The organism is Parahaliea mediterranea, from assembly GCF_017255185.1.
Lineage (GTDB): Bacteria > Pseudomonadota > Gammaproteobacteria > Pseudomonadales > Halieaceae > JAFKCZ01.
In genome coordinates, this window is record NZ_JAFKCZ010000014.1 from 68737 (window position 1) to 88227 (window position 19491).

Below are 19491 nucleotides of genomic sequence, written 5' to 3' on the forward strand. Positions count from 1 at the left end.
TAAAAAATTCGTCTATCCAGACCCCCATTTTTCTCAATCCGGAGAGTCCTGAGTCCGTGGAAGTCCTACATCAAGCCGTTGGCGCAATCACCCGTTTGTGGCAGGACGGAGGCCCGCTGGTCAGCAGCGCGACCATTGTCGTGGCCGGCCTCGCGGTACACCTGGCGCTGGGTGTGATCGTGCGCCGCCTGCACCGCGTGGCGCGGCACAGCAGCAACCGCCTCGACGATGTCCTGGTCAGCGCCCTGGAGGCGCCGCTGCGGGTGGTGATCTGGGTGGTGGCCGGCTACCTGCTGCTCAAGGTCCACTCCCTGGGCGAGAGCTGGCGCGAGACGCTGTTCCAGGCCTACGACACCGCCCTGGTGCTGCTGCTGGCCTGGTTCCTGCACCGGCTGGTCGCCGGGGGCGAGCAGGAGCTGCTGGACGCGCGCCACGGCAATCGCGGCTCCACCGACAAGGCCACGGTACACGCCATCGCCAAGCTGTTGCGCATCACCCTGTGGATCATCGCCGGCCTGATGGTGTTGCAGAGTCTCGGGGTGTCGGTTTCCGGCCTGCTGGCCTTCGGCGGTATCGGCGGCATCGCGGTGGGCTTCGCCGCCAAGGACCTGCTGGCCAACTTTTTCGGCGCCATGAGCATTTACCTCGATCGACCCTTTGCCCCCGGGGACTGGATCCGTTCCCCCGACCGCGAAATCGAGGGCACGGTGGAGGAGATCAGCTGGCGTCTGACGCGCATCCGCACCTTCGACCAGCGGCCCTTGTACGTGCCCAACGCGGTGTTCGCCCAGATTGCGGTGGAGAACCCCTCGCGCATGCTGAACCGCCGTATCTACGAAACCATCGGCATCCGCTACCAGGACAGCGCGGCCATGGCGCCGGTGGTGGAGGAGGTGCGCCGGATGCTGGAGACCCACGAGGAAATCGACACCGGGCGCACCCTGATCGTCAATTTTGTGAGCTTTGGCCCCTCGTCGCTGGATTTCTTCATCTACGCCTTTACCAAGACCACGGTCTGGGTGGAGTACCACCGCATCAAGCAGGACGTGCTGTTGAAAGTGCTGGACATCGTGCACGCCCACGGCGCCGACGTGGCCTTTCCCACCCGCACCCTGCACCTGGAACAGTTGGCCCCGGAGGAGGCCGGCGCCGGCGGGGAGGCGCGCCCGTGACCCGCTTGGGCATTATCGGCGGCACCGGCGTCGAGCAGCTCGACGGCCTGGTGGTCTACCGGGAGCACGCGGTGGACACGCCCTTTGGCACGCCCTCGCGGGCCATCCAGGAGGGGCGGCTGGGCAGTGCCGAAGTGTTCTTCCTGCATCGCCACGGCAGTCCCGCCGCCATTCCGCCGCACCTGGTCAATTACCGCGCCAACCTGTGGGCGCTGCAATCCCTCGGGGTGACCGAGGTGGTGGGTATCAACGCGGTGGGCGGCATCGGCGACGACATGCTGCCCGGGCGGCTGGTGATTCCCGACCAGCTGATCGATTACACCTGGGGGCGGGAACACACCTTCGACGATGGCGGCGGCGGCCGCCTGCTGCATATCGATTTCACCGAGCCCTACGACCGCGACCTGCGCCTGGCGCTGGCGCGGGCCGCCCACAGTCGCGACATCGACTTCGTCGACGGCGGTGTGCACGGCGTGGCCCAGGGGCCGCGCCTGGAAACCGCGGCGGAAGTGCGGCGCATGGCCGCCGATGGTTGCGATTTGGTGGGCATGACCGGGATGCCCGAAGCGGCCCTCGCGCGCGAGCTGGGGCTGGCCTACGCCGCGCTGTGCATGGTGGTCAATCCGGCGGCGGGCCTGGGGGACGTGCCGCTGTCGCTCGATATGATGCGCGATATCCTGCGGCGGGAAACCGCGGTGGTGCGCGGCCTGCTCACCGAGCTGGTGCTGCGGCGCTACTCCTGAGCGCCGTCGTCGGCGCTTTCCGCCTCGGCCTCCGCGCGCTCGGCATCCGCCGCGGCCAGCTCCCGCAGGGCCTCTTCGTCCAGCGGCGTGAGTTTCACCACCACGCCCAGCATGGGATGGTCGATGTAGTGAACCTCGGCGCTGCGCATGCGGCGGGATTGCGCCAGCCGTACCGCGTGGCGGTAGGGATAGGCGGGGCCGGCCTGCGTGTCTTCGGTATTTTCACCGCGGGTTTCAGGGTCGCCAGCGGCATCGTCGGCGAACGGCACTGGCGTGTCGAAACCATCGCCGGACACGGCCGCGAAACCTTCCGGTAGCGGCGGCTCCTCGATCACCACCGACGCCGGCCCCAGGGGCGGCGGGGGCATGTGCCAGTAGTCTGGCAGGTAGTTGCCGTCGGTGTTGAGCCACAGGTCGGTCTCGATATGCAGGTAGCGCGCGGCGTACAGTTTCACGCTGCCCTGGAGTTCGGGCCAGGCGCCGTTGGCGCCGGAGTCGTCCAGCACAATGGGCAGGGCCCGGGACTCGCTCGCCACCGGCTGCACCCAGCTCTGGTGAAACAGCACGCGGTAGGGGCCGTGGCGCTCCATGTAGGCCGCCTTGCCGCGATATTGCAGTTCGTCGATCGGGCGCGCCACAAAGGGCTCCGGCAGGGCCGGGGGCGCGGCTTCCTCTATCGCGGCCATGGCGTTGGGGTCCAGGGGTTCCCCGGCGGTGGCTTCCCGGGCGCTCTCTCCGCGCCGCGGGATGTCCTCCCCGAAAGTGAATTCGTCCGGTGTGGATTCGTCCGGCGTGGAGTCGCCCGGCGTGGAGTCGCCCGGCGTGGAGTCGCCCGGCGTGGATACGTCCGGCGACGGTAATTCCCGGGCGGGCAGGGTGATGACCTGGCGGCCGAGGGCGTCCACCTCGCTGGTGGCGCCGGGGTGTTCCGCCAGGCGCCGTGCCACGCGCTCCGGGTAGACCAGGAAGCGCTGCCGGTCCGGGTAGGACAGGGTCGGCTCCGGGTCCCAGCGCTCCTGGCTCGCCGCCGCGGAACCGCCCTGACCGAATACCAGCAGCTCGACCCGGTACCAGTTATCGGCGGTCGCGGTGGCGGGGCCCAGCGCGAGGACGGTGGTCAGGGCGGCGATTGCATTTAGGGGCTTCATCAGGCGGCGTTTTCCCTGGCGTCGGCGGCGAAGGTATCCAGCAGCTGTTCGGCATAGCGCTGGCGGTCGGCGGGCTGCTCCATGTCGCGGTAGAAGCGCAGTCGCGTGGCCCCGGCCAGTTGGTAGGCCTTGGGGTCGGATTGCACCAGTTTCACCAGCGACAGCGGGTTGACCCGGGTGTTGTCGTTGAAATCGATATTACCACCCTGGGCGCCCACCTCAATGGCGCGGATGCCCAGGCCCTGGGCGCGGATGCGCAGGCGCGACACCTGGACCAGGTTGTCCACTTGCGGCGGCAGCAGGCCGAAGCGGTCGATCATCTCCACCTGGATCTCCCGCAGCGCCTCCTCGCTGGTGGCGGCGGCGATGCGCTTGTACAGCACCAGGCGGGTGTTGATGTCCGGCAGGTAGTCCTCGGGGATCAGCGCCGCGGTGTGCAGGTTGACCTCGGTGCCGGCGTCCAGGGGCGCGTCCACGTTGGGAATCTCGCCCCGGCGCAGGGCCGCCACCGCCTGCTCCAGCATCTGCATATAGAGGCTGAAGCCGACGCTGTGGATCTGCCCGCTCTGCTCGTCGCCCAGCAGTTCGCCGGCGCCGCGGATCTCCAGGTCGTGGGTGGCCAGCAGGTAGCCGGCGCCCAGGTCGCCGGCGGCCTCGATCGCCTCCAGGCGCTTCTCAGCGTCGGGAGTGATGGCGGAGCGGGGCGGGGCCAGCAGGTAGGCGTAGGCCTGGTGGTGGGAGCGCCCGACGCGGCCGCGCAACTGGTGCAGCTGGGCCAGGCCGAAGCGGTCGGCGCGCTCGATGATGATGGTGTTGGCGTTGGGGATGTCGATGCCGGTTTCCACAATCGTGGTGCACAGCAGAATGTGGTGCTGCTGGTGGTAGAAGGCCGACATCACCTGCTCCAGCTGGTGCTCGCGCATCTGTCCGTGGGCCACCGCGACCGAGAGCTCCGGCAGCAGCTCGCGCAGTTTGCGCGCGGTCTGCTCGATGGTTTTTACCTCGTTGTGCAGGTAGTACACCTGGCCGCCGCGCAGGGTCTCGCGCAGCACCGCCTCCTTGATCAGGGCGATGTTGTGCTCGCGCACGAAGGTCTTGATCGACAGCCGCCGGGCCGGCGGCGTGGCGATGATGGACAGGTCCCGCAGCCCGCCCAGGGCCATGTTCAGGGTGCGGGGGATCGGGGTGGCGGTGAGGGTGAGGATATCCACCTCGGCGCGCAGCGCCTTGATCGCCTCCTTCTGCTTGACCCCGAAGCGGTGCTCCTCGTCGATAATCAGCAGCCCCAGGTCCTTGAAGCCGAAGTCGGTCTGCAGCAGCTTGTGGGTGCCCACCAGGATGTCGATCTCGCCCTCGGCCACCCGCTTGCTCACCGCCGCCAGGTCCTTGCCGGATTTGAAGCGCGACACCACCTCGACGTTGAAGGGCCAGTCGGCGAAGCGGTCGGAGAAGGAGCTGAAGTGCTGCTGCGCGAGCAGGGTGGTGGGCACCAGCACCGCCACCTGCTTGCGGTTGCTGGCGGCGACGAAGGCGGCGCGCATCGCCACCTCGGTCTTGCCGAAGCCCACGTCACCACAGACCAGCCGGTCCATGACCTGGCCGCTGGCCATGTCCGCCAGCACCGCGTCGATGGCCGCGGCCTGGTCGGCGGTCTCCTCGAAGGGGAAGCTGGCGGCGAACTGCTCGTAGTCGGCCCGGGGAATATCGAAGGCGTGGCCGGCCCGGGCCTCGCGCCGGGCGTAGACCTCCAGCAGCTGGGCGGCGACGTCGGAGGCGCGCTCGCTGGCCTTGCGCCGGGCCTTGTCCCACTGGTCGGAACCCAGCTTGTGCAGCGGCGCCAGGTCGGGGTCGGCGCCGGCGTAGCGGCTGATCAGGTGCAGCGAGGACACCGGCACGTAGAGCCGCGAGCCCTGGGCGTAGTCCAGGGTCAAAAATTCGTTGGCCTGGCCGTCCACTTCCAGGGTCTGCAGGCCCGTGTAGCGACCCACTCCGTGCTCCAGGTGCACCACCGGCACACCCTCGCGCAGTTCGTTGATGTCGCGGAATACATTGGTGGCGGCGCTGTCCTCGGCCTTGCGGCGGCGCCGGCGCTGGGCCACCCGGTTGCCGAACAGCTGTGCCTCGCACACCAGGGTGGGCTGGCCGGGGCCGAAGTACATGCCCCGGTCCAGGGGGGCGGTGGTGATGGCGAAGTCGAGCCCGGATTGCAGGAAGGCGTCCCAGCCGGCGACGCTGTCCGGCGCCAGGTCGTGCTGCTTGAGGCTGTCCAGCAGCATCTCCCGGCGCCCCGCGGACTCGGCGCACAGCAGTACCGGCCCGCCGTGCCCGGCGACGAAGCGGGCCAGGCGCGCCATCGGCGCCTCGCGGTCCTCGCCGCCGCCCAGGGCCGGGGGCGGCAGGCTGGGGCTGGCCACGTGCACCGGGGCGTCGGGGTTGTGGCGCAGCTCCAGCACCGGGTGCTCCTTGAAGCGTTGGTAGAGCTCCTCCACCGGGGTGAAGCAGCGCTCCGGGGGCAGCAGCGGCCGGCGGGGATCGATGCCGTACTCCTCGAAGCGCTCCCGGGCCTCTTCCCAGAAGCGCTGGGCGGCGCCGTGGTGGTCGCCCAGGGCAATGATCGGGGTGTTGTCGGGCAGGTAGTCCAGCAGGGTGGCGCAGTGCTCGAAGAACAGCGGCAGGTAGTATTCGCAGCCTCCCGGCGAGCGTCCGGCACTCACTTCGTTGAAGGTCGGGCAGGCGTCGTGGTCGACGTCGAAGGCCTCGTACCAATGCATCTGGAAGCGCTCGATCGCCTGGGCGTTCAGCGGATACTCCCGCGCCGGCAGCAGGTTGATCGCCGCCACGCGCTCGACGGTGCGCTGGGTCTCCGGGTCGAAGGTGCGCAGGGTGTCCACCTCGTCGTCCAGCAGGTCGATGCGGTAGGGCGCGTCGGAGCCCATGGGGAAGATATCCAGCAGCGCGCCGCGCAGGGCGAATTCGCCGTGCTCGAACACCGTTTCCACGTTGCGGTAGCCGTTGCGCTCCAGATTGCGGCGAAAGCCGTCGATATCGACGATCTGGCCCGGCTCCAGCACCAGGCTGCTGCCGGCGATGTACTCGGTGGGCGCCAGCCGGTGCATGAGGGTCGGCATCGGCACCACCAGCACCCCGGCGGCCATCGACGGCAGCCGGTAAAGGGTGTCGAGGCGCTCCGAGATGATGTCCTGGTGGGGCGAGAAATTGTCGTAGGGCAGGGTCTCCCAGTCCGGAAAGGCCAGCAGCTCGACGCCCGGCGGCAGGAAGAAGGGCAGTTCGCGCTCCAGTGCCAGGGCGGCGCTGGTGTCGGCGGTGACCACCAGCAGCAGGCGGTCGGGGCTGGCCAGCTCGGCGATGCAAAGGGCCTGTGCGGCCCCCGACAGGGGGCCGAGGGCGGTGCGGCTGCCGGCCTTGGCGGGCCAGGGGGTATCGGCGATGAGCGCTTTGAACATAGTAACTACGCGTGCTTTTTCCGGAGGGGCGGGAAGGGCGCCTATTGTAGGCGCTCGACGGCGGTGTCTCCAGCACCGCGGCCGCCGGGGATGTGAAAATGCCCGCCACGCCTTGCGAAGGCGGGGGTAGAAGAAGATAATACGCGCCCCGTAAAACCCCCGATCCCAGCACAAAAAGGTAGCCCGCAGTGAACGAACGAAAGAGAGAGCGTCCCGCCGATTACTTCAAGGACTGGAAGCAGCGCGAGGCCCTGGCCGAGGGCAGTATCCCCATCGTCGGCAAGCTGTCCCGCGAGCACAACGTCAAGTGCTATATCTACGGCAAGTCGCTGGTCAACCGCTCGGTGCTGGAGATCATGAAAATCCACCGCTACGTGCGCCAGGTGGAGGAGAATGAGCTCTCCGAATTCGAAACCTTCCCCATCCTCGAGGAGCTGTCCAAGCTCGATCTGGGTCCCGCCCACATCGACATCGGTCGCCTGGCGGTGGACTACTACGAGCGCGGTCACGGCGCCGGCAAAAGCGTGCAGGAGTTCGTGCGCGAGCAGATGGCCGAGCTGATCGGCGCCACCGAGAAGCCGGTGGAAGAGCCCCGCGACGTCGTACTGTACGGCTTTGGCCGCATCGGCCGCCTGATGGCGCGCATCCTGATCGACAAGACCGACGGCGGCGACAGCATGCGCCTGAAGGCCGTGGTGGTGCGCAAGGGCAAGGCCCCCGACGACCTGGTCAAGCGCGCCAGCCTGCTGCGTCGCGATTCCGTGCACGGGGCCTTCGAGGGCACCATCCGGGTGGACGAGGAGCGCCAGTCCTTCGTTGCCAACGGCAATGAAGTGAAGGTTATCTACGCCGACTCCCCGGACAGCATCGACTACACCCAGTACGGCATCAAGAACGCCATCGTGGTCGACAACACCGGCGTGTGGCGCGACAGCGAGGGCCTGTCCCAGCACCTGAAGTGCCCCGGTGTCAGCAAGGTCATTCTCACCGCGCCCGGCAAGGGCGACATGAAGAACGTGGTCGCCGGCATCAACAACGACATTATCGAGGACTCGGACACCATCATCTCCGCGGCCTCCTGCACTACCAATGCCATCGTGCCGCCGCTCAAGGCCATCGATGACGAGTTCGGTATCGTCACCGGCCACGTCGAGACCGTGCACGCCTACACCAACGACCAGAACCTGATCGACAACTACCACAAGGCCGAGCGCCGCGGCCGCAGCGCGCCGCTGAACATGGTGCTCACCGAGACCGGCGCCGCCAAGGCGGTGGGCAAGGTACTGCCCCAGCTGCAGGGCAAGCTCACCGGCAACGCCATTCGCGTGCCCACGCCCAACGTGTCGATGGCCATTCTCAACCTGACCCTGGGCCGGGCCACCGACAAGGACGGCCTCAACGAGTTCATGCGCGATATCGCGCTGCACTCGCCCCTGCGCAAGCAGATCGACTACTCCAACTCGCCGGAAGTGGTGTCCTCCGATTTCGTCGGTTCGCGTCACGCCTGTATCTACGACGCCCAGGCCACCATCGTCAATGGCACCCAGGCGGTGGTTTACCTGTGGTACGACAACGAGTTCGGCTACAGCTGCCAGGTGTATCGCATCCTCGAGCAGATGGCCGGTATCCACTACCGCGTGTTTCCGCGAGAGGGCTGAGATCCGTCTCGCGAAAAACCTGTTCAAAATCAACTGACTGCTCCCCCAATCCATTGGCCTTTTGGGGGGGCATTCCGCTATAATGCGCGCGGCTCGGATTCGGGTAACGAAAATCGCTCATTTTTCGGGCAAAAATCGTTAGCCGGGGCGTGTTTTCCTCCCGGGATGCCGGCGGGAACGCACATCGTGTCTCCAGTCGCTACACTTTTGTTCTCAATCTGCAGGCAGATCGTATGATCAAGATCAAGCGGGGCCTTGATATTCCCATTCAGGGCGCGCCCCAGCAAACCATAGAAGATGCCCCCGCCGCCCGCGCCGTCGCGCTGGTCGGCTTCGACTACGTCGGCATGAAACCCACCATGGAGGTGGCGGTCGGCGATACCGTCAAGGCCGGCCAGTTGCTGTTTACCGACAAGAAAACGCCGGGCGTGCGCTACACCGCCCCCGCCGGCGGCACCGTCGCCGCGATCAACCGCGGCGCGCGCCGCGTGTTGCAGTCGGTGGTGATCGAGCTGGCGGGCGATGAGCAATACGAGGGCCTCGATGCCCTGGACGCGAACAGCGCGCGGCAGCTCGACGCCGGCGCGGTGCGTGAATTGCTGGTGCGGACCGGTCTGTGGACCGCACTGCGCACCCGGCCCTTCAGTCGCGTGCCCGCCACCGACAGCGAGGCCGCCGCGATCTTCGTCACCGCCATCGATACCCATCCCCTGGCGGCGGACCCCGCCGTGGTGATCGCCGAGCAGACCGAGGCCTTTGGCCTGGGCCTGGACCTGCTGGCCAGGCTGACCGGCGGCAAGTTGCACCTGTGCAAGGCCCCCAACGCCGACATGCCCGCCGGCAGTGCCGCCAATATCGAGGTGGCCGAGTTTTCCGGCCCCCATCCCGCCGGCCTGGCCGGTACCCACATTCACTTCCTGCGCGGTGGCGCCACGGTCGACAAGCCGGTGTGGACCATCGGCTATCAGGACGTGATCGCCATCGGCCGCACGGTCCTCGACGGCAAGCTCTACACCGACCGCGTGGTGGCCCTGGGCGGTCCCCAGGTGGAGCGGCCGCGGCTGCTGCGCACCCGTCTCGGCGCCGACCTGCAGGCGCTGTGCGCCGGTCAGCTGAAAGAGGGTGAGAACCGCATCGTGTCCGGCTCGGTATTGGGCGGGCGCAATACCCACGCGCCGACTGCCTATCTCGGCCGCTACCACGACCAGGTGTCGGTACTGCTCGAGGGCCGCCAGCGCGAGTTCATGCGCTATCTGTCCCCCGGCGCCAGCCGCCACTCCAACCTGGGGATTTACCTGAGCAGCCTGTTCGGCAGCAAGCCCCTGGCCATGACCACCAACACCAACGGCAGCGAGCGCGCCATGGTGCCGGTGGGTAGCTACGAGACCGTGGTGCCGCTGGACGTACTGCCCACGCAACTGCTGCGCGCGCTGATCGTCGGCGACACCGAGACCGCCCAGGCCCTGGGCTGCCTGGACCTCGACGAGGACGACCTCGCCCTGTGTACCTATGTCTGCCCCGGCAAGTACGAGTACGGTCCCATCCTGCGGGACAACCTGACGCGCATCGAGAAGGAGGGTTAAGACGTGGGACTGCGCAAGATCCTTGACAATATGGAGCACCACTTCCAGGAAGATGGTCGCTACCAGAAGTGGTACGCCCTCTACGAGGCGGTGGATACCTTTCTCTACTCGCCGGGTTCGGTCACCAAGAGCAGCGCCCATGTGCGCGACGGTGTCGACCTCAAGCGCATCATGATCACCGTGTGGCTCTGTGCCTTCCCGGCCATGTTCTACGGCATGTACAACCTGGGTTTCCAGGCCAACGAGATCCTCGCCGTCACCGGCGGCGACGTCGGCGGCTGGCGCGGTGCGCTGATCCAGTCCCTGGGCGGTTACGACGCCGGCAATATCTGGCACTGCTTCTGGTTCGGCGCCCTGTACTTCGTGCCCATCTATTTTGTGGCCTTCGCCGTCGGCGCCTTCTGGGAAATCCTGTTCGCGATGAAGCGCGGCCACGAGATCAACGAGGGCTTCTTCGTCACCTCCATCCTGTTCGCGCTGACCTGTCCCCCGGACCTGCCCCTGTGGCAGGCGGCCCTGGGCATCAGCTTCGGCGTGGTGATCGGCAAGGAAGTGTTTGGCGGCACCGGCAAGAACTTCCTCAACCCGGCCCTGACCGGCCGCGCCTTCCTGTACTTCGCCTACCCGGCCTCCATGTCCGGCGACGCCGTGTGGACCGCCGTGGACGGCTACACCGGCGCCACCCCGCTGTCGGTGGTGGCCTCGCAGGGCATGACGGAGCTGAAAGCGCAGTGGGACTGGATGGACGCCTTCCTGGGTGCCATTCCGGGTTCCATCGGCGAGACCTCGACCGTGGCCATCCTGATCGGCGGCGCGGCGTTGCTGCTCATGCGCATTGCCTCCTGGCGCATCGTCGGCGGCGTGTTCCTGGGCATGGTGGCCCTGTCCACGCTGTTCAATATGGTGGGCTCCGACTCCAACCCGGCCTTCGCCATGCCCTGGTACTGGCACCTGGTCACCGGCGGCTTCGCCTTCGGCATGATGTTCATGGCCACCGATCCGGTGTCCGCGGCGATGACCAACGCCGGCAAGTGGGCCTACGGCATCCTGATTGGCGTGATGGCGGTGTTGATCCGGGTGATGAACCCGGCCTTCCCGGAAGGCATCATGCTCGCCATCCTGTTTGGCAATATTTTCGCTCCGCTGATGGACCACTTCGCGGTCCAGGCCAATATCAAACGGAGGCTCGCCCGTGTCCAGTAACGATGGCATCAAGAAAACACTGATCGTTGCGTTCTCCCTGTGCATCGTGTGCTCGGTGGTGGTGTCCACCGCCGCGGTGGTGCTCAAGCCCACCCAGGAGGCCAACAAGACCCTCGATCGCAAGCGCAACATTCTCGCCGCCGCCGGCATGCTGGAGGAGGGCGCGTCCATCGAGGAGCAGTTCAAGCAGGTTGAAACCCGTATCGTCGACCTGCGTACCGGCAAGTTCAGCGACGCCGTGGACCCGGCTTCCTACGACCAGCGCAAGGCCTCCAAGGACCCGTCCCGGTCGAAGACCCTGAGCCAGGACGAGGACATTGCCAAGATCAAGCGCCGCGTCGACCTGGCCGAGGTCTACCTGGTGAATGACAGCGCCGGTGAACTGGACAAGATCATCCTGCCGGTGCACGGCTACGGGCTGTGGTCCACGCTCTACGGCTTCATGGCCCTGGAGTCCGACCTCAATACCGTGGTCGGCCTGGGCTTCGCCGAGCACGGCGAAACCCCCGGGCTCGGCGGCGAGGTGGACAACCCCAGCTGGAAAGCCAAGTGGCCCGGCAAGAAAGTGTACCGCGACGGCGAGGTCGAACTGCAGCTGATCAAGGGCACGGTCGATCCGTCGAGCTCCAGCGCCCAGTGGCAGGTCGACGGCCTGTCCGGCGCCACCCTGACCTCCAACGGGGTGTCCAACCTGGTGCAGTTCTGGCTCGGCGAGCAGGGCTACCAGCCGTTTATCGAAAACCTGAAAGCCGGGGAGGCCTGAGATGTCCGAGATGAAAGAAACTCTCGTTCAGCCGATTCTGCGCAATAACCCGATCGCGCTGCAGATCCTGGGGATCTGTTCCGCGCTGGCGGTCACCACCTCCATGTCGGTGACCGTGGTGATGTGTATCGCCCTGACCAGCGTAACCGCGTTCTCCAACCTGTTTATCTCGCTGATCCGCAAGCAGATTCCCGGCAGCATCCGCATCATCGTGCAGATGATCATTATCGCCTCGCTGGTGATCGTGGTGGACCAGGTGCTCAAGGCCTACGCCTTCGAGATCAGCAAGCAGCTGTCCGTGTTCGTCGGGCTGATCATCACCAACTGCATCGTGATGGGCCGCGCCGAGGCCTTCGCCATGAAGAATCCGCCGCTGCCCAGCTTCGTCGACGGTATCGGCAACGGCCTGGGCTACAGCGTGGTGCTGCTGGTGGTGGCGTTCTTCCGCGAGCTGTTTGGCGCCGGCAAGCTGTTCGGCATGCAGATCCTGCCCGTGGTCACCGAGGGTGGCTGGTACAACCCCAACGGCCTGATGCTGCTGGCGCCCAGCGCCTTCTTCCTGATCGGCCTGTTCATCTGGGCCCTGCGCAGCTGGGACAAGAGCCAGGTGGAAGAGCCCGACTTCAAGATGGCCAAGCACACCACAGTCGAGGAGGCTGCGTAAATGGAACACTATCTGAGCCTGTTTATCCGTGCCGTGTTCATCGAGAACATGGCGCTGGCCTTCTTCCTCGGCATGTGTACCTTCCTGGCGATTTCCAAGAAGGTACAGGCGGCCCTGGGTCTGGGCATCGCGGTGATCGTGGTACTGACCATCACCGTGCCGGTGAACAACCTGATCTACAACTACCTGCTGGCCGACGGCGCCCTGGCCTGGGCGGGCATGCCCGACGTGGACCTGAGCTTCCTGGGCCTGCTGTCCTACATCGGCGTGATCGCCGCCATCGTGCAGATCATGGAGATGTTCCTGGATAAGTTCGTGCCGGCCCTGTACAACGCCCTCGGCGTGTTCCTGCCGCTGATCACCGTGAACTGCGCCATCCTCGGCGCCTCGCTGTTCATGGTGGAGCGCGACTACACCTTCGGCGAGAGCGTGTTCTTTGGCGCCGGCGCCGGTGTCGGTTGGGCGCTGGCCATTGTGGCGCTGGCGGGCATCCGCGAGAAGATGAAGTACTCCGACGTGCCCGCGGGCCTGCAGGGCCTGGGTATCACCTTCATCACCGTTGGCCTGATGTCCCTGGGCTTTATGTCCTTCGGCGGTATCGACATCTAAGCGGGGTAAGAGTTAATTATGGATATGACTATTTTGTTGGGCGTCGGCATGTTCACCGCGATCGTGCTGGCGCTGGTGTTCGTCATTCTGTTCGCCCGCTCGCGGCTGGTCAGCAGCGGTGACGTCAGCATCGAGATCAACGGCGAGAAAACCATCACCGTGCCGGCGGGCGGCAAGCTGCTGCAGACGCTCTCCGAGACCGGCCTGTTCCTGCCCTCCGCCTGTGGTGGCGGCGGCACCTGCGCCCAGTGCAAGTGCATCGTCAACGACGGCGGCGGCGCCATGCTGCCCACCGAGGAAGGCCACTTCACCCGTCGCGAGGCCAACGAGGGCTGGCGCCTGTCCTGCCAGACCGCGGTCAAGCAGGACATGAAGATCCAGGTGCCGGAGGAAGTGTTCGGCGTCAAGCAGTGGGAGTGCACGGTGGAGTCCAACCCCAACGTGGCCACCTTCATCAAGGAGCTCACCCTGCGCCTGCCGGAAGGCGAGAACGTGGATTTCCGCGCCGGTGGTTACGTGCAGCTGGAGTGCCCCCCGCACCTGGTCAAGTACGCCGACTTCGACATCGACGAGGAGTACCGCGGCGACTGGGAGCGCTTTGGCTTCTTCAAGCTGCAGTCCGAGGTCAAGGAGCCGGTGATTCGCGCCTACTCGATGGCCAACTACCCGGAAGAGAAGGGCGTGGTGAAGTTCAACATCCGTATCGCCACTCCGCCCCCCGGCAGCGAGGGTATCCCCTGCGGCCAGATGTCGTCCTGGGTGTTCAACCTCAAGCCGGGCGACAAGGTCACCGTGTACGGCCCCTTCGGCGAGTTCTTCGCCAAGGACACCGACGCCGAGATGGTGTTCATCGGCGGTGGCGCGGGCATGGCGCCCATGCGCTCGCACATTTTCGACCAGCTCAAGCGCCTGGGCAGCAAGCGCAAGATCTCCTTCTGGTACGGCGCCCGCTCGCTGCGCGAGATGTTCTACCAGGACGAGTACGACCAGCTGGCCGCCGAGAACGACAACTTCAACTGGCACGTGGCCCTGTCGGACCCGCAGCCCGAGGACAACTGGGAAGGCTACACCGGCTTTATCCACAACGTGCTCTATGAGGAATACCTCAAGGATCACCCGGCCCCCGAGGACTGCGAGTTCTACATGTGCGGGCCGCCGATGATGAACGCGGCGGTGATCCAGATGCTCACCGAGCTGGGCGTGGAACCCGAAAACATCATGCTCGATGACTTCGGCGGCTGATCACCTGATGGCCAGGCGAAAAAGCCACTCTCCGGGGTGGCTTTTTTGTGTCGGGCTGGCGCTCGCGCTGGTCCTGGCGGGTTGCGGGTCCGGCGCTGGCGAGGCGGTGCGGCTCGACGGCCGCACCATGGGCACCACCTGGAGCGTGACCTACTCGCCGGCGGGCGGCGCGCCCCCCGCGGAGTCGGTCCGGGAGGCGCTGCAGGCGCGGCTGGACGGTGTTAACGCCAGCATGTCCACCTACCGCGATGACTCGGAAATCACCCGCTTCAACGGTGCGCCGGTGGGGGAGTGGTTCACCGTCAGCGAGGCTTTCCTGACGGTGCTGGGCGCCGCGCTGGATATCGGGGCGCGCAGCGAGGGCGCCTACGACGTGACCGTGGCGCCGCTGGTCGACCTCTGGGGCTTCGGCCCGGGGGCGGGCGCCGGCGGCGTGCCGGACGCGGCGGCGATCGCGGCCCTGCGGCCGCAAGTCGGCCAGCGCTACCTGGAAATTGACCGCGCGGCCTCGCGGGTGCGCAAGACGCGCGCGGTCAGCGTGGATTTTTCCTCCATCGCCAAGGGCTATGCGGTGGATGAGCTGGCGCGCTACCTGCTCGGGCAACAAATCGCGGATTTCCTGGTCGAAGTGGGGGGCGAGATGCGTTTGTCCGGCAGCAGCCCACGGGGCGATGCCTGGCGTATCGCCGTCGAGCAACCCACCGCCGGCGCGCGGGCGCCGGCGGTGGCGCTGCGGCCAGGGGACGCGGCGGTGGCCACTTCCGGCGACTACCGCAATTTCTTCGAGATGGACGGACGGCGCTACTCCCACAGCATCGACCCGCGCAGCGGTTACCCGGTGGCCCACGACCTGGTGTCGGTGACCGTGGTGGCGGACACCGCGATGGTCGCGGACGCCTGGGCCACGGCGCTGGAGGTGCTGGGCGCCGAGGACGCCATGAGAGTGGCCAACGCCCAGGCGTTGGCGGTATATTTTATCCGGCGGCAGGGGGATGACTTTGTCGCCAGCCACAGCGCGAGCTTCGCCCCCTATCTGGAAGGGCCGGACGGCGCCACGACACAGGGGCAGGGTGCCCCCGAGAGGTAAGCATGGCCATTTTCCTGATCAGTGCACTGGTATTTGCGATGGTTATCGCCGCCATGGCGGTGGGTGTGATCGCCGGCCGCGAGCCCATCAAGGGTTCCTGCGGCGGCATCGGCGCCCTGGGTATCGACCAGTCCTGCGAAATCTGTGGCGGCGACCCCAAGCGCTGCGACGAGGAGACCCGCGACGGGAACGAGCAGGCTGTCGCCGGCAAGCGCGAGCTGTTCTACGCCGCCGATAAAAAATAACCTCCACCATTCGGGAACGCAGGGATTTTGCGGCCAGCTAACGGGATACTCGACCACTACGCTCTGTTTATCGGTCTGCGCTACAGCTTCAGCCGCAAACGCAACCGCTTCACCAGCCTCATCGCCATGGTGTCCATGCTCGGCATGGTGCTGGGCGTGGCCAGCCTGGTGACCGTGCTGTCGGTGATGAACGGCTTTGCCGGCGAGCTGCGCCACCGCATTCTGTCGCTGGTCCCCCACGGTTATATCGAATCCGCCGACGGCATCGCCGACTGGCCCGCGCTGGCCGCGCGGGTGGCGGGGCAGCCCGGGGTCGAGGCGGTGGCGCCCTACATTACCGACAAGGTGATCTTCGGCGGCCGTCACCTGATGCGCGGCGGCGTGCTCACCGCTATCGACACCGGCCGCGAGGCCTCGGTCTCACGCATGCCCGCCGCCACTCACCCGGCCGCCCTGGCGGCGCTGGAGGCGGAGCCTTTCACGGTGATTCTCGGCGCCACCCTGGCCCGGGCCCTGGGCGTGGCGCCGGGGGACCGGGTGGAAGTGACCGTGCCGCGACTCACGGTCACGCCGCTGGGGGTTTTCCCGCGCAGCAAGCGCCTGCGCGTGGTGGGCCTGTTTGAAGTCGGCGCCCAACCCGATACCTACCAGGCCTATGTGTCGCTGGACACCGGCCAGAAACTGTTCGCCGAACCCGGTCGGGTCGGCGGCCTGCAGGTCAAGACCGCCGACCTTTACACGGCGCCCGACACCCTCGCCGCGCTGGCGACGGCCCTGCCGCCGGACCTGGCGGTACGCGACTGGAGCCAGACCCAGGGCTCGCTGTTCCGCGCGGTCAAAATGGAGAAAATCATGGTCAGCCTGTTGCTGCTCAGTGTGGTCGCGGTGGCGGCCTTCAATATCGTGTCCACCCTGGTGATGTCGGTGGCGGAGAAACGCCGGGATATCGCCGTGCTGCGCACCATGGGCGCCAGCGCCAGGGGCGTGATGGCGGTGTTTGTCGCCCACGGCCTGGGACTGGCCGGCGCGGGTATCGGCGCCGGCGCGGTATTGGGGGTATTGCTGGCGACCTACATCGCCCCGGTCACCGCGTTTTTCGAGGGCCTGCTCGGGGTGAAACTGTTCGACCCCAGCGTGTACTTCATCAGCGAGCTGCCGTCCTCCCTGCAGTGGGGCGATGTGCTGGCGGTGGTGCTGGCCTCGCTATTGCTCAGCCTGGTGGCCACGTTGTACCCGGCCTGGCGCGCGGCGCGGATCGCCCCGGCGGAGGTGCTGCGCTATGAGTGACGCGGTGCTGGTGTGCGAGGATCTCTCCCGCGCCTATGTCGACGGCGACCGCACGGTGCAGGTGCTGGATCGGGTGGCGTTCAGGCTGATGCCCGGTGAGCAGGTGGCCATCGTGGGCGCCTCGGGCTCGGGCAAGTCGACCCTGCTCAACCTGCTGGGCGGGCTCGACGACCCCAGCACCGGCCGCGTGCTGATGGCAGGGCGCGACCTGGCGGAGCTGGGCGAGCGCGAGCGCTGCCGCCTGCGCAACGAACGCCTGGGTTTTGTCTACCAGTTTCACCACCTGCTGCCGGAGTTCGACGCGCGGGAGAACGTGGCCATGCCGCTGCTGATCGCCGGTGTCGCCCGCGGCGAGGCCTGGCGCCGGGCCGAGGCCATGCTGGAGCGCGTGGGCATGGGGCACCGCCTGAGCCACCGTCCCGGCCAGCTTTCCGGGGGCGAACGCCAGCGGGTGGCGATTGCCAGGGCCCTGGTAACCGCCCCCGATTGTGTGCTGATGGACGAGCCCACCGGCAACCTGGACCCGAAATCGGCGGAGCAGTTGCTGTCCCTGATCGACGAGCTGGGTCGCGAAAGCGCGGCCTTCGTGGTGGTGACCCACGACCCGGATATCGCCGCGCGCATGCACCGCACCCTCGAATTGCACGAGGGCCAGTTGCGGGAAATGCCCCGGTGAGGATTCCCGTGGTTTGGCGCATCGCAACGCCCGCCCGGCGCCACCGGGGGATGCCCGGGTGAGCGCCTACGAAATCCTGCGCATCGCGCTGCGCTACACCTTCGCCTTCGGCAAGGGGCATCTGTCGACGTTCCTGTCCTCGCTGTCGACCCTCGGTCTGATCCTGGCCATCACCCTGTTGATCACCGTGTTGTCGGTGATGAACGGCTTCGACAAGGAAATGCGCGAGCGCATCCTGTCCCTGGTGCCCCATATCAGCGTGCAAGGTTACGACGGCGTGCCGGATTGGCGGTCACAGGCCGAACGGATGGCCGAGCACCCCGACGTGCGTTCGGTGCGACCCTTCGTGGCGTTTGACGCACTTTTCCTGCGCGGCGGCGATATCGAGACGACCCGCGGCCTGGGCCTGGATGCGAGTCCGGCGGCGGCGCGGGAGGGCCTGCTGTCGGCCCTGTCCCCGGCGGCGCTGGCGCGCTTTCGCGATCAGGCGGACGGCCTGGTGCTGGGCGCCGGCGTGGCCGAGCGCCTGGGCGCGACGGTGGGCGACCGGCTCACCCTGATCGTGCCCAGCCTGGACGGCGGCGGCGCGGCCAGCGCCGCGCGCTTTGAAAGCGTGGTGTTGAGCGCGGTGCTGGAGACCGGCACCGAGCTGGACCAGTCCACCGCGGTACTGCATCTGGCGCGCGCGGCCGAGCTGGCGGGCCTGGATGGCGGTGTCAGCGGGCTGCAGGTAGGCATCCGCGATATTTTCGACGTGGCCCGGGTGGGGTGGGAGCTGGTGCAAAACCTGCCGCCGGGCTATTACAGCCGCAACTGGATGCAGTCCCACGGCAACCTGTACGCCGCGATCCAGCTGTCGCGGGATCTGGTTTCCATCCTGCTGTTCTCCATTATCGCCGTCGCCGCCTTCAACGTGGTGTCGTCCCTGGTGCTGGTGGTGTTCGACAAACAGGGCGATATCGCCATTCTGCGCACACTGGGCGCGTCGGCGGGTAATATCGCCTGGGTATTCGTGCTGCAGGGCGCCCTGATCGGCCTGGTGGGCGTGGCCCTGGGTTGCCTGTGCGGGGTGCTGTTGAGCCTGGCGGTGCCGGAGCTGGTGGCCGGCCTGGAGAGCCTGCTCGATTACCGCTTTCTCAGTACCGATGTCTACCCGGTGTCCTTCCTGCCGGTGGACGTGTTGCCGGGGGATGTGTTGCTGGTGGGTGGGGTGGCCTTCGCCATGTGCGTACTGGCGGCGATCTATCCCGCGCTGCGGGCCGCGAAACTGGCGCCGGCGCTTATCCTTCACCAGGAGGCGAGCTGACCTCGGCGGCCCCTGCCGCCGCGGCCCGGGCCTGTCGCCTGAGCTTGCGCTGCTTCCAGTGGCTGGCCACGCGCCAGCGCCACAGCATGCTGATCACGAAGTAACCCAGCGACCCAAAGAACAGGCCGCAGACCAGGCAGCCCAGCAGGAAGGGCTCCCAGATCGCGCCCAGGCTGCTGCCCACCCACTCCCAGCTCAACTGGAAGCGCACGAACTGCACCGGCACATCGATCAGCAGGGCCCCCACGCGGTAGGCCAGGTAGTAGACCGCCGGCATGGTCAGCGGGTTGGTGATCCAGATCAGGCCCACCGCCAGGGGCAGGTTGCAGCGCACCAGGATGGCCAGTAGAGCGGCGATGATCATCTGCCCCGGCAGCGGGATAAAGGCCACGAACAGGCCGATAAAAAACGCCATCGACGCCGAGTAGCGGTTGATGTGCCAGAGATTGGTCTGGTAGATCCACTCGCCGAGAATCCCCAATGCCTTGATCTCCCGCACGCGCGCGGGGGAGGGTACCAGTTGCTTGAGGGTATGCTTGGGCATTGCGGCTGGTCTGATTGGATATGTCATCCCGCCGGCGGCTGTGGTCGACTGGGGGAGCACTCACGCGACCCCAGCCAGCTGCCAGCGGCCCGTTATT

Annotated in this window: 17 protein-coding genes; 14 read left to right on the top strand and 3 right to left on the bottom strand. The window is 66.9% G+C overall.

Going from position 1 to position 19491, the window contains the following annotated elements; all coding sequences use genetic code 11:
• Positions 1–56: 56 nt before the first annotated feature.
• Positions 57–1172: a mechanosensitive ion channel family protein gene (locus JYP50_RS17415; RefSeq protein ID WP_347136844.1), complete on the top strand. Its 1116-nt coding sequence runs from the start codon at positions 57–59 to the stop codon at positions 1170–1172.
• Entirely contained in the window at positions 1169–1915 is a 747-nt protein-coding gene (locus JYP50_RS17420) for an S-methyl-5'-thioinosine phosphorylase (RefSeq protein ID WP_206561832.1), read from the top strand. The genes JYP50_RS17415 and JYP50_RS17420 overlap by 4 nt, the downstream gene beginning before the upstream one ends.
• Here JYP50_RS17420 and JYP50_RS17425 read toward each other — a convergent pair.
• Complete coding sequence (locus tag JYP50_RS17425) at positions 1906–3063, bottom strand: CsiV family protein (RefSeq protein ID WP_206561833.1); 1158 nt, start codon at positions 3061–3063, stop codon at positions 1906–1908. The genes JYP50_RS17420 and JYP50_RS17425 overlap by 10 nt on opposite strands.
• Complete coding sequence (mfd, locus tag JYP50_RS17430) at positions 3063–6527, bottom strand: transcription-repair coupling factor (protein ID WP_206561834.1); 3465 nt, start codon at positions 6525–6527, stop codon at positions 3063–3065. The genes JYP50_RS17425 and mfd overlap by 1 nt, the downstream gene beginning before the upstream one ends.
• A 188-nt stretch (positions 6528–6715) precedes the next feature.
• On the opposite strand from mfd, the gene JYP50_RS17435 reads away from it, so the two are divergent.
• The 12 genes from JYP50_RS17435 to JYP50_RS17490 all read left to right on the top strand — a co-directional run bounded on the left by JYP50_RS17435 (position 6716) and on the right by JYP50_RS17490 (position 18850).
• Positions 6716–8185, top strand: a complete 1470-nt coding sequence (locus JYP50_RS17435; RefSeq protein WP_206561835.1) for a glyceraldehyde-3-phosphate dehydrogenase — start codon at positions 6716–6718, stop codon at positions 8183–8185.
• Between the two features lie 233 nt (positions 8186–8418).
• A complete protein-coding gene (locus JYP50_RS17440) occupies positions 8419–9768 on the top strand; it encodes a Na(+)-translocating NADH-quinone reductase subunit A (RefSeq protein WP_206561836.1) in 1350 nt (449 codons plus the stop codon).
• A gap of 3 nt (positions 9769–9771) precedes the next feature.
• Positions 9772–10971 carry an NADH:ubiquinone reductase (Na(+)-transporting) subunit B gene (locus JYP50_RS17445; RefSeq protein WP_206561837.1) on the top strand — a complete coding sequence of 400 codons (1200 nt, stop codon included), beginning with the start codon at positions 9772–9774 and terminating at the stop codon, positions 10969–10971.
• Positions 10961–11734 carry a Na(+)-translocating NADH-quinone reductase subunit C gene (locus tag JYP50_RS17450; protein ID WP_206561838.1) on the top strand — a complete coding sequence of 258 codons (774 nt, stop codon included), beginning with the start codon at positions 10961–10963 and terminating at the stop codon, positions 11732–11734. Before JYP50_RS17445 ends, JYP50_RS17450 begins: the two co-directional genes overlap by 11 nt.
• Before the next feature lies 1 nt (position 11735).
• Positions 11736–12398, top strand: a complete 663-nt coding sequence (locus JYP50_RS17455) for an NADH:ubiquinone reductase (Na(+)-transporting) subunit D (protein ID WP_206561839.1) — start codon at positions 11736–11738, stop codon at positions 12396–12398.
• Positions 12399–13007, top strand: a complete 609-nt coding sequence (nqrE, locus tag JYP50_RS17460) for an NADH:ubiquinone reductase (Na(+)-transporting) subunit E (protein ID WP_206561840.1) — start codon at positions 12399–12401, stop codon at positions 13005–13007.
• A gap of 18 nt (positions 13008–13025) precedes the next feature.
• Entirely contained in the window at positions 13026–14249 is a 1224-nt protein-coding gene (gene nqrF, locus JYP50_RS17465; protein ID WP_206561841.1) for an NADH:ubiquinone reductase (Na(+)-transporting) subunit F, read from the top strand.
• A 7-nt stretch (positions 14250–14256) separates the two neighbouring features.
• Positions 14257–15336, top strand: a complete 1080-nt coding sequence (locus JYP50_RS17470; protein ID WP_206561842.1) for an FAD:protein FMN transferase — start codon at positions 14257–14259, stop codon at positions 15334–15336.
• Between the two features lie 2 nt (positions 15337–15338).
• Positions 15339–15581 carry a (Na+)-NQR maturation NqrM gene (gene nqrM, locus JYP50_RS17475; RefSeq protein ID WP_206561843.1) on the top strand — a complete coding sequence of 81 codons (243 nt, stop codon included), beginning with the start codon at positions 15339–15341 and terminating at the stop codon, positions 15579–15581.
• Between the two features lie 27 nt (positions 15582–15608).
• A complete protein-coding gene (locus tag JYP50_RS17480; RefSeq protein WP_241263261.1) occupies positions 15609–16868 on the top strand; it encodes a lipoprotein-releasing ABC transporter permease subunit in 1260 nt (419 codons plus the stop codon).
• Complete coding sequence (locus tag JYP50_RS17485; protein ID WP_206561844.1) at positions 16861–17544, top strand: ABC transporter ATP-binding protein; 684 nt, start codon at positions 16861–16863, stop codon at positions 17542–17544. The genes JYP50_RS17480 and JYP50_RS17485 overlap by 8 nt, the downstream gene beginning before the upstream one ends.
• A gap of 13 nt (positions 17545–17557) precedes the next feature.
• The gene (locus JYP50_RS17490; RefSeq protein WP_241263262.1) at positions 17558–18850 is read left to right on the top strand and encodes an FtsX-like permease family protein; all 1293 of its coding nucleotides are present in this window, start codon (positions 17558–17560) and stop codon (positions 18848–18850) included.
• Here JYP50_RS17490 and JYP50_RS17495 read toward each other — a convergent pair.
• The gene (locus tag JYP50_RS17495) at positions 18825–19394 is read right to left on the bottom strand and encodes a DUF2062 domain-containing protein (RefSeq protein ID WP_206561845.1); all 570 of its coding nucleotides are present in this window, start codon (positions 19392–19394) and stop codon (positions 18825–18827) included. The two genes, JYP50_RS17490 and JYP50_RS17495, sit on opposite strands and share 26 nt — an antisense overlap.
• Between the last annotated feature and the right edge of the window lie 97 nt (positions 19395–19491).

Coding starts and splice junctions, on each gene's coding strand:
- JYP50_RS17425 (WP_206561833.1), bottom strand. CDS start 3,063: ATGAAGCCCCTAAATGCAATCGCCGCCCTGACCACCGTCCTCGCGCTG.
- mfd (WP_206561834.1), bottom strand. CDS start 6,527: ATGTTCAAAGCGCTCATCGCCGATACCCCCTGGCCCGCCAAGGCCGGC.
- JYP50_RS17440 (WP_206561836.1), top strand. CDS start 8,419: ATGATCAAGATCAAGCGGGGCCTTGATATTCCCATTCAGGGCGCGCCC.
- JYP50_RS17455 (WP_206561839.1), top strand. CDS start 11,736: ATGTCCGAGATGAAAGAAACTCTCGTTCAGCCGATTCTGCGCAATAAC.
- nqrE (WP_206561840.1), top strand. CDS start 12,399: ATGGAACACTATCTGAGCCTGTTTATCCGTGCCGTGTTCATCGAGAAC.
- nqrF (WP_206561841.1), top strand. CDS start 13,026: ATGGATATGACTATTTTGTTGGGCGTCGGCATGTTCACCGCGATCGTG.
- JYP50_RS17470 (WP_206561842.1), top strand. CDS start 14,257: ATGGCCAGGCGAAAAAGCCACTCTCCGGGGTGGCTTTTTTGTGTCGGG.
- nqrM (WP_206561843.1), top strand. CDS start 15,339: ATGGCCATTTTCCTGATCAGTGCACTGGTATTTGCGATGGTTATCGCC.
- JYP50_RS17485 (WP_206561844.1), top strand. CDS start 16,861: ATGAGTGACGCGGTGCTGGTGTGCGAGGATCTCTCCCGCGCCTATGTC.
- JYP50_RS17495 (WP_206561845.1), bottom strand. CDS start 19,394: ATGCCCAAGCATACCCTCAAGCAACTGGTACCCTCCCCCGCGCGCGTG.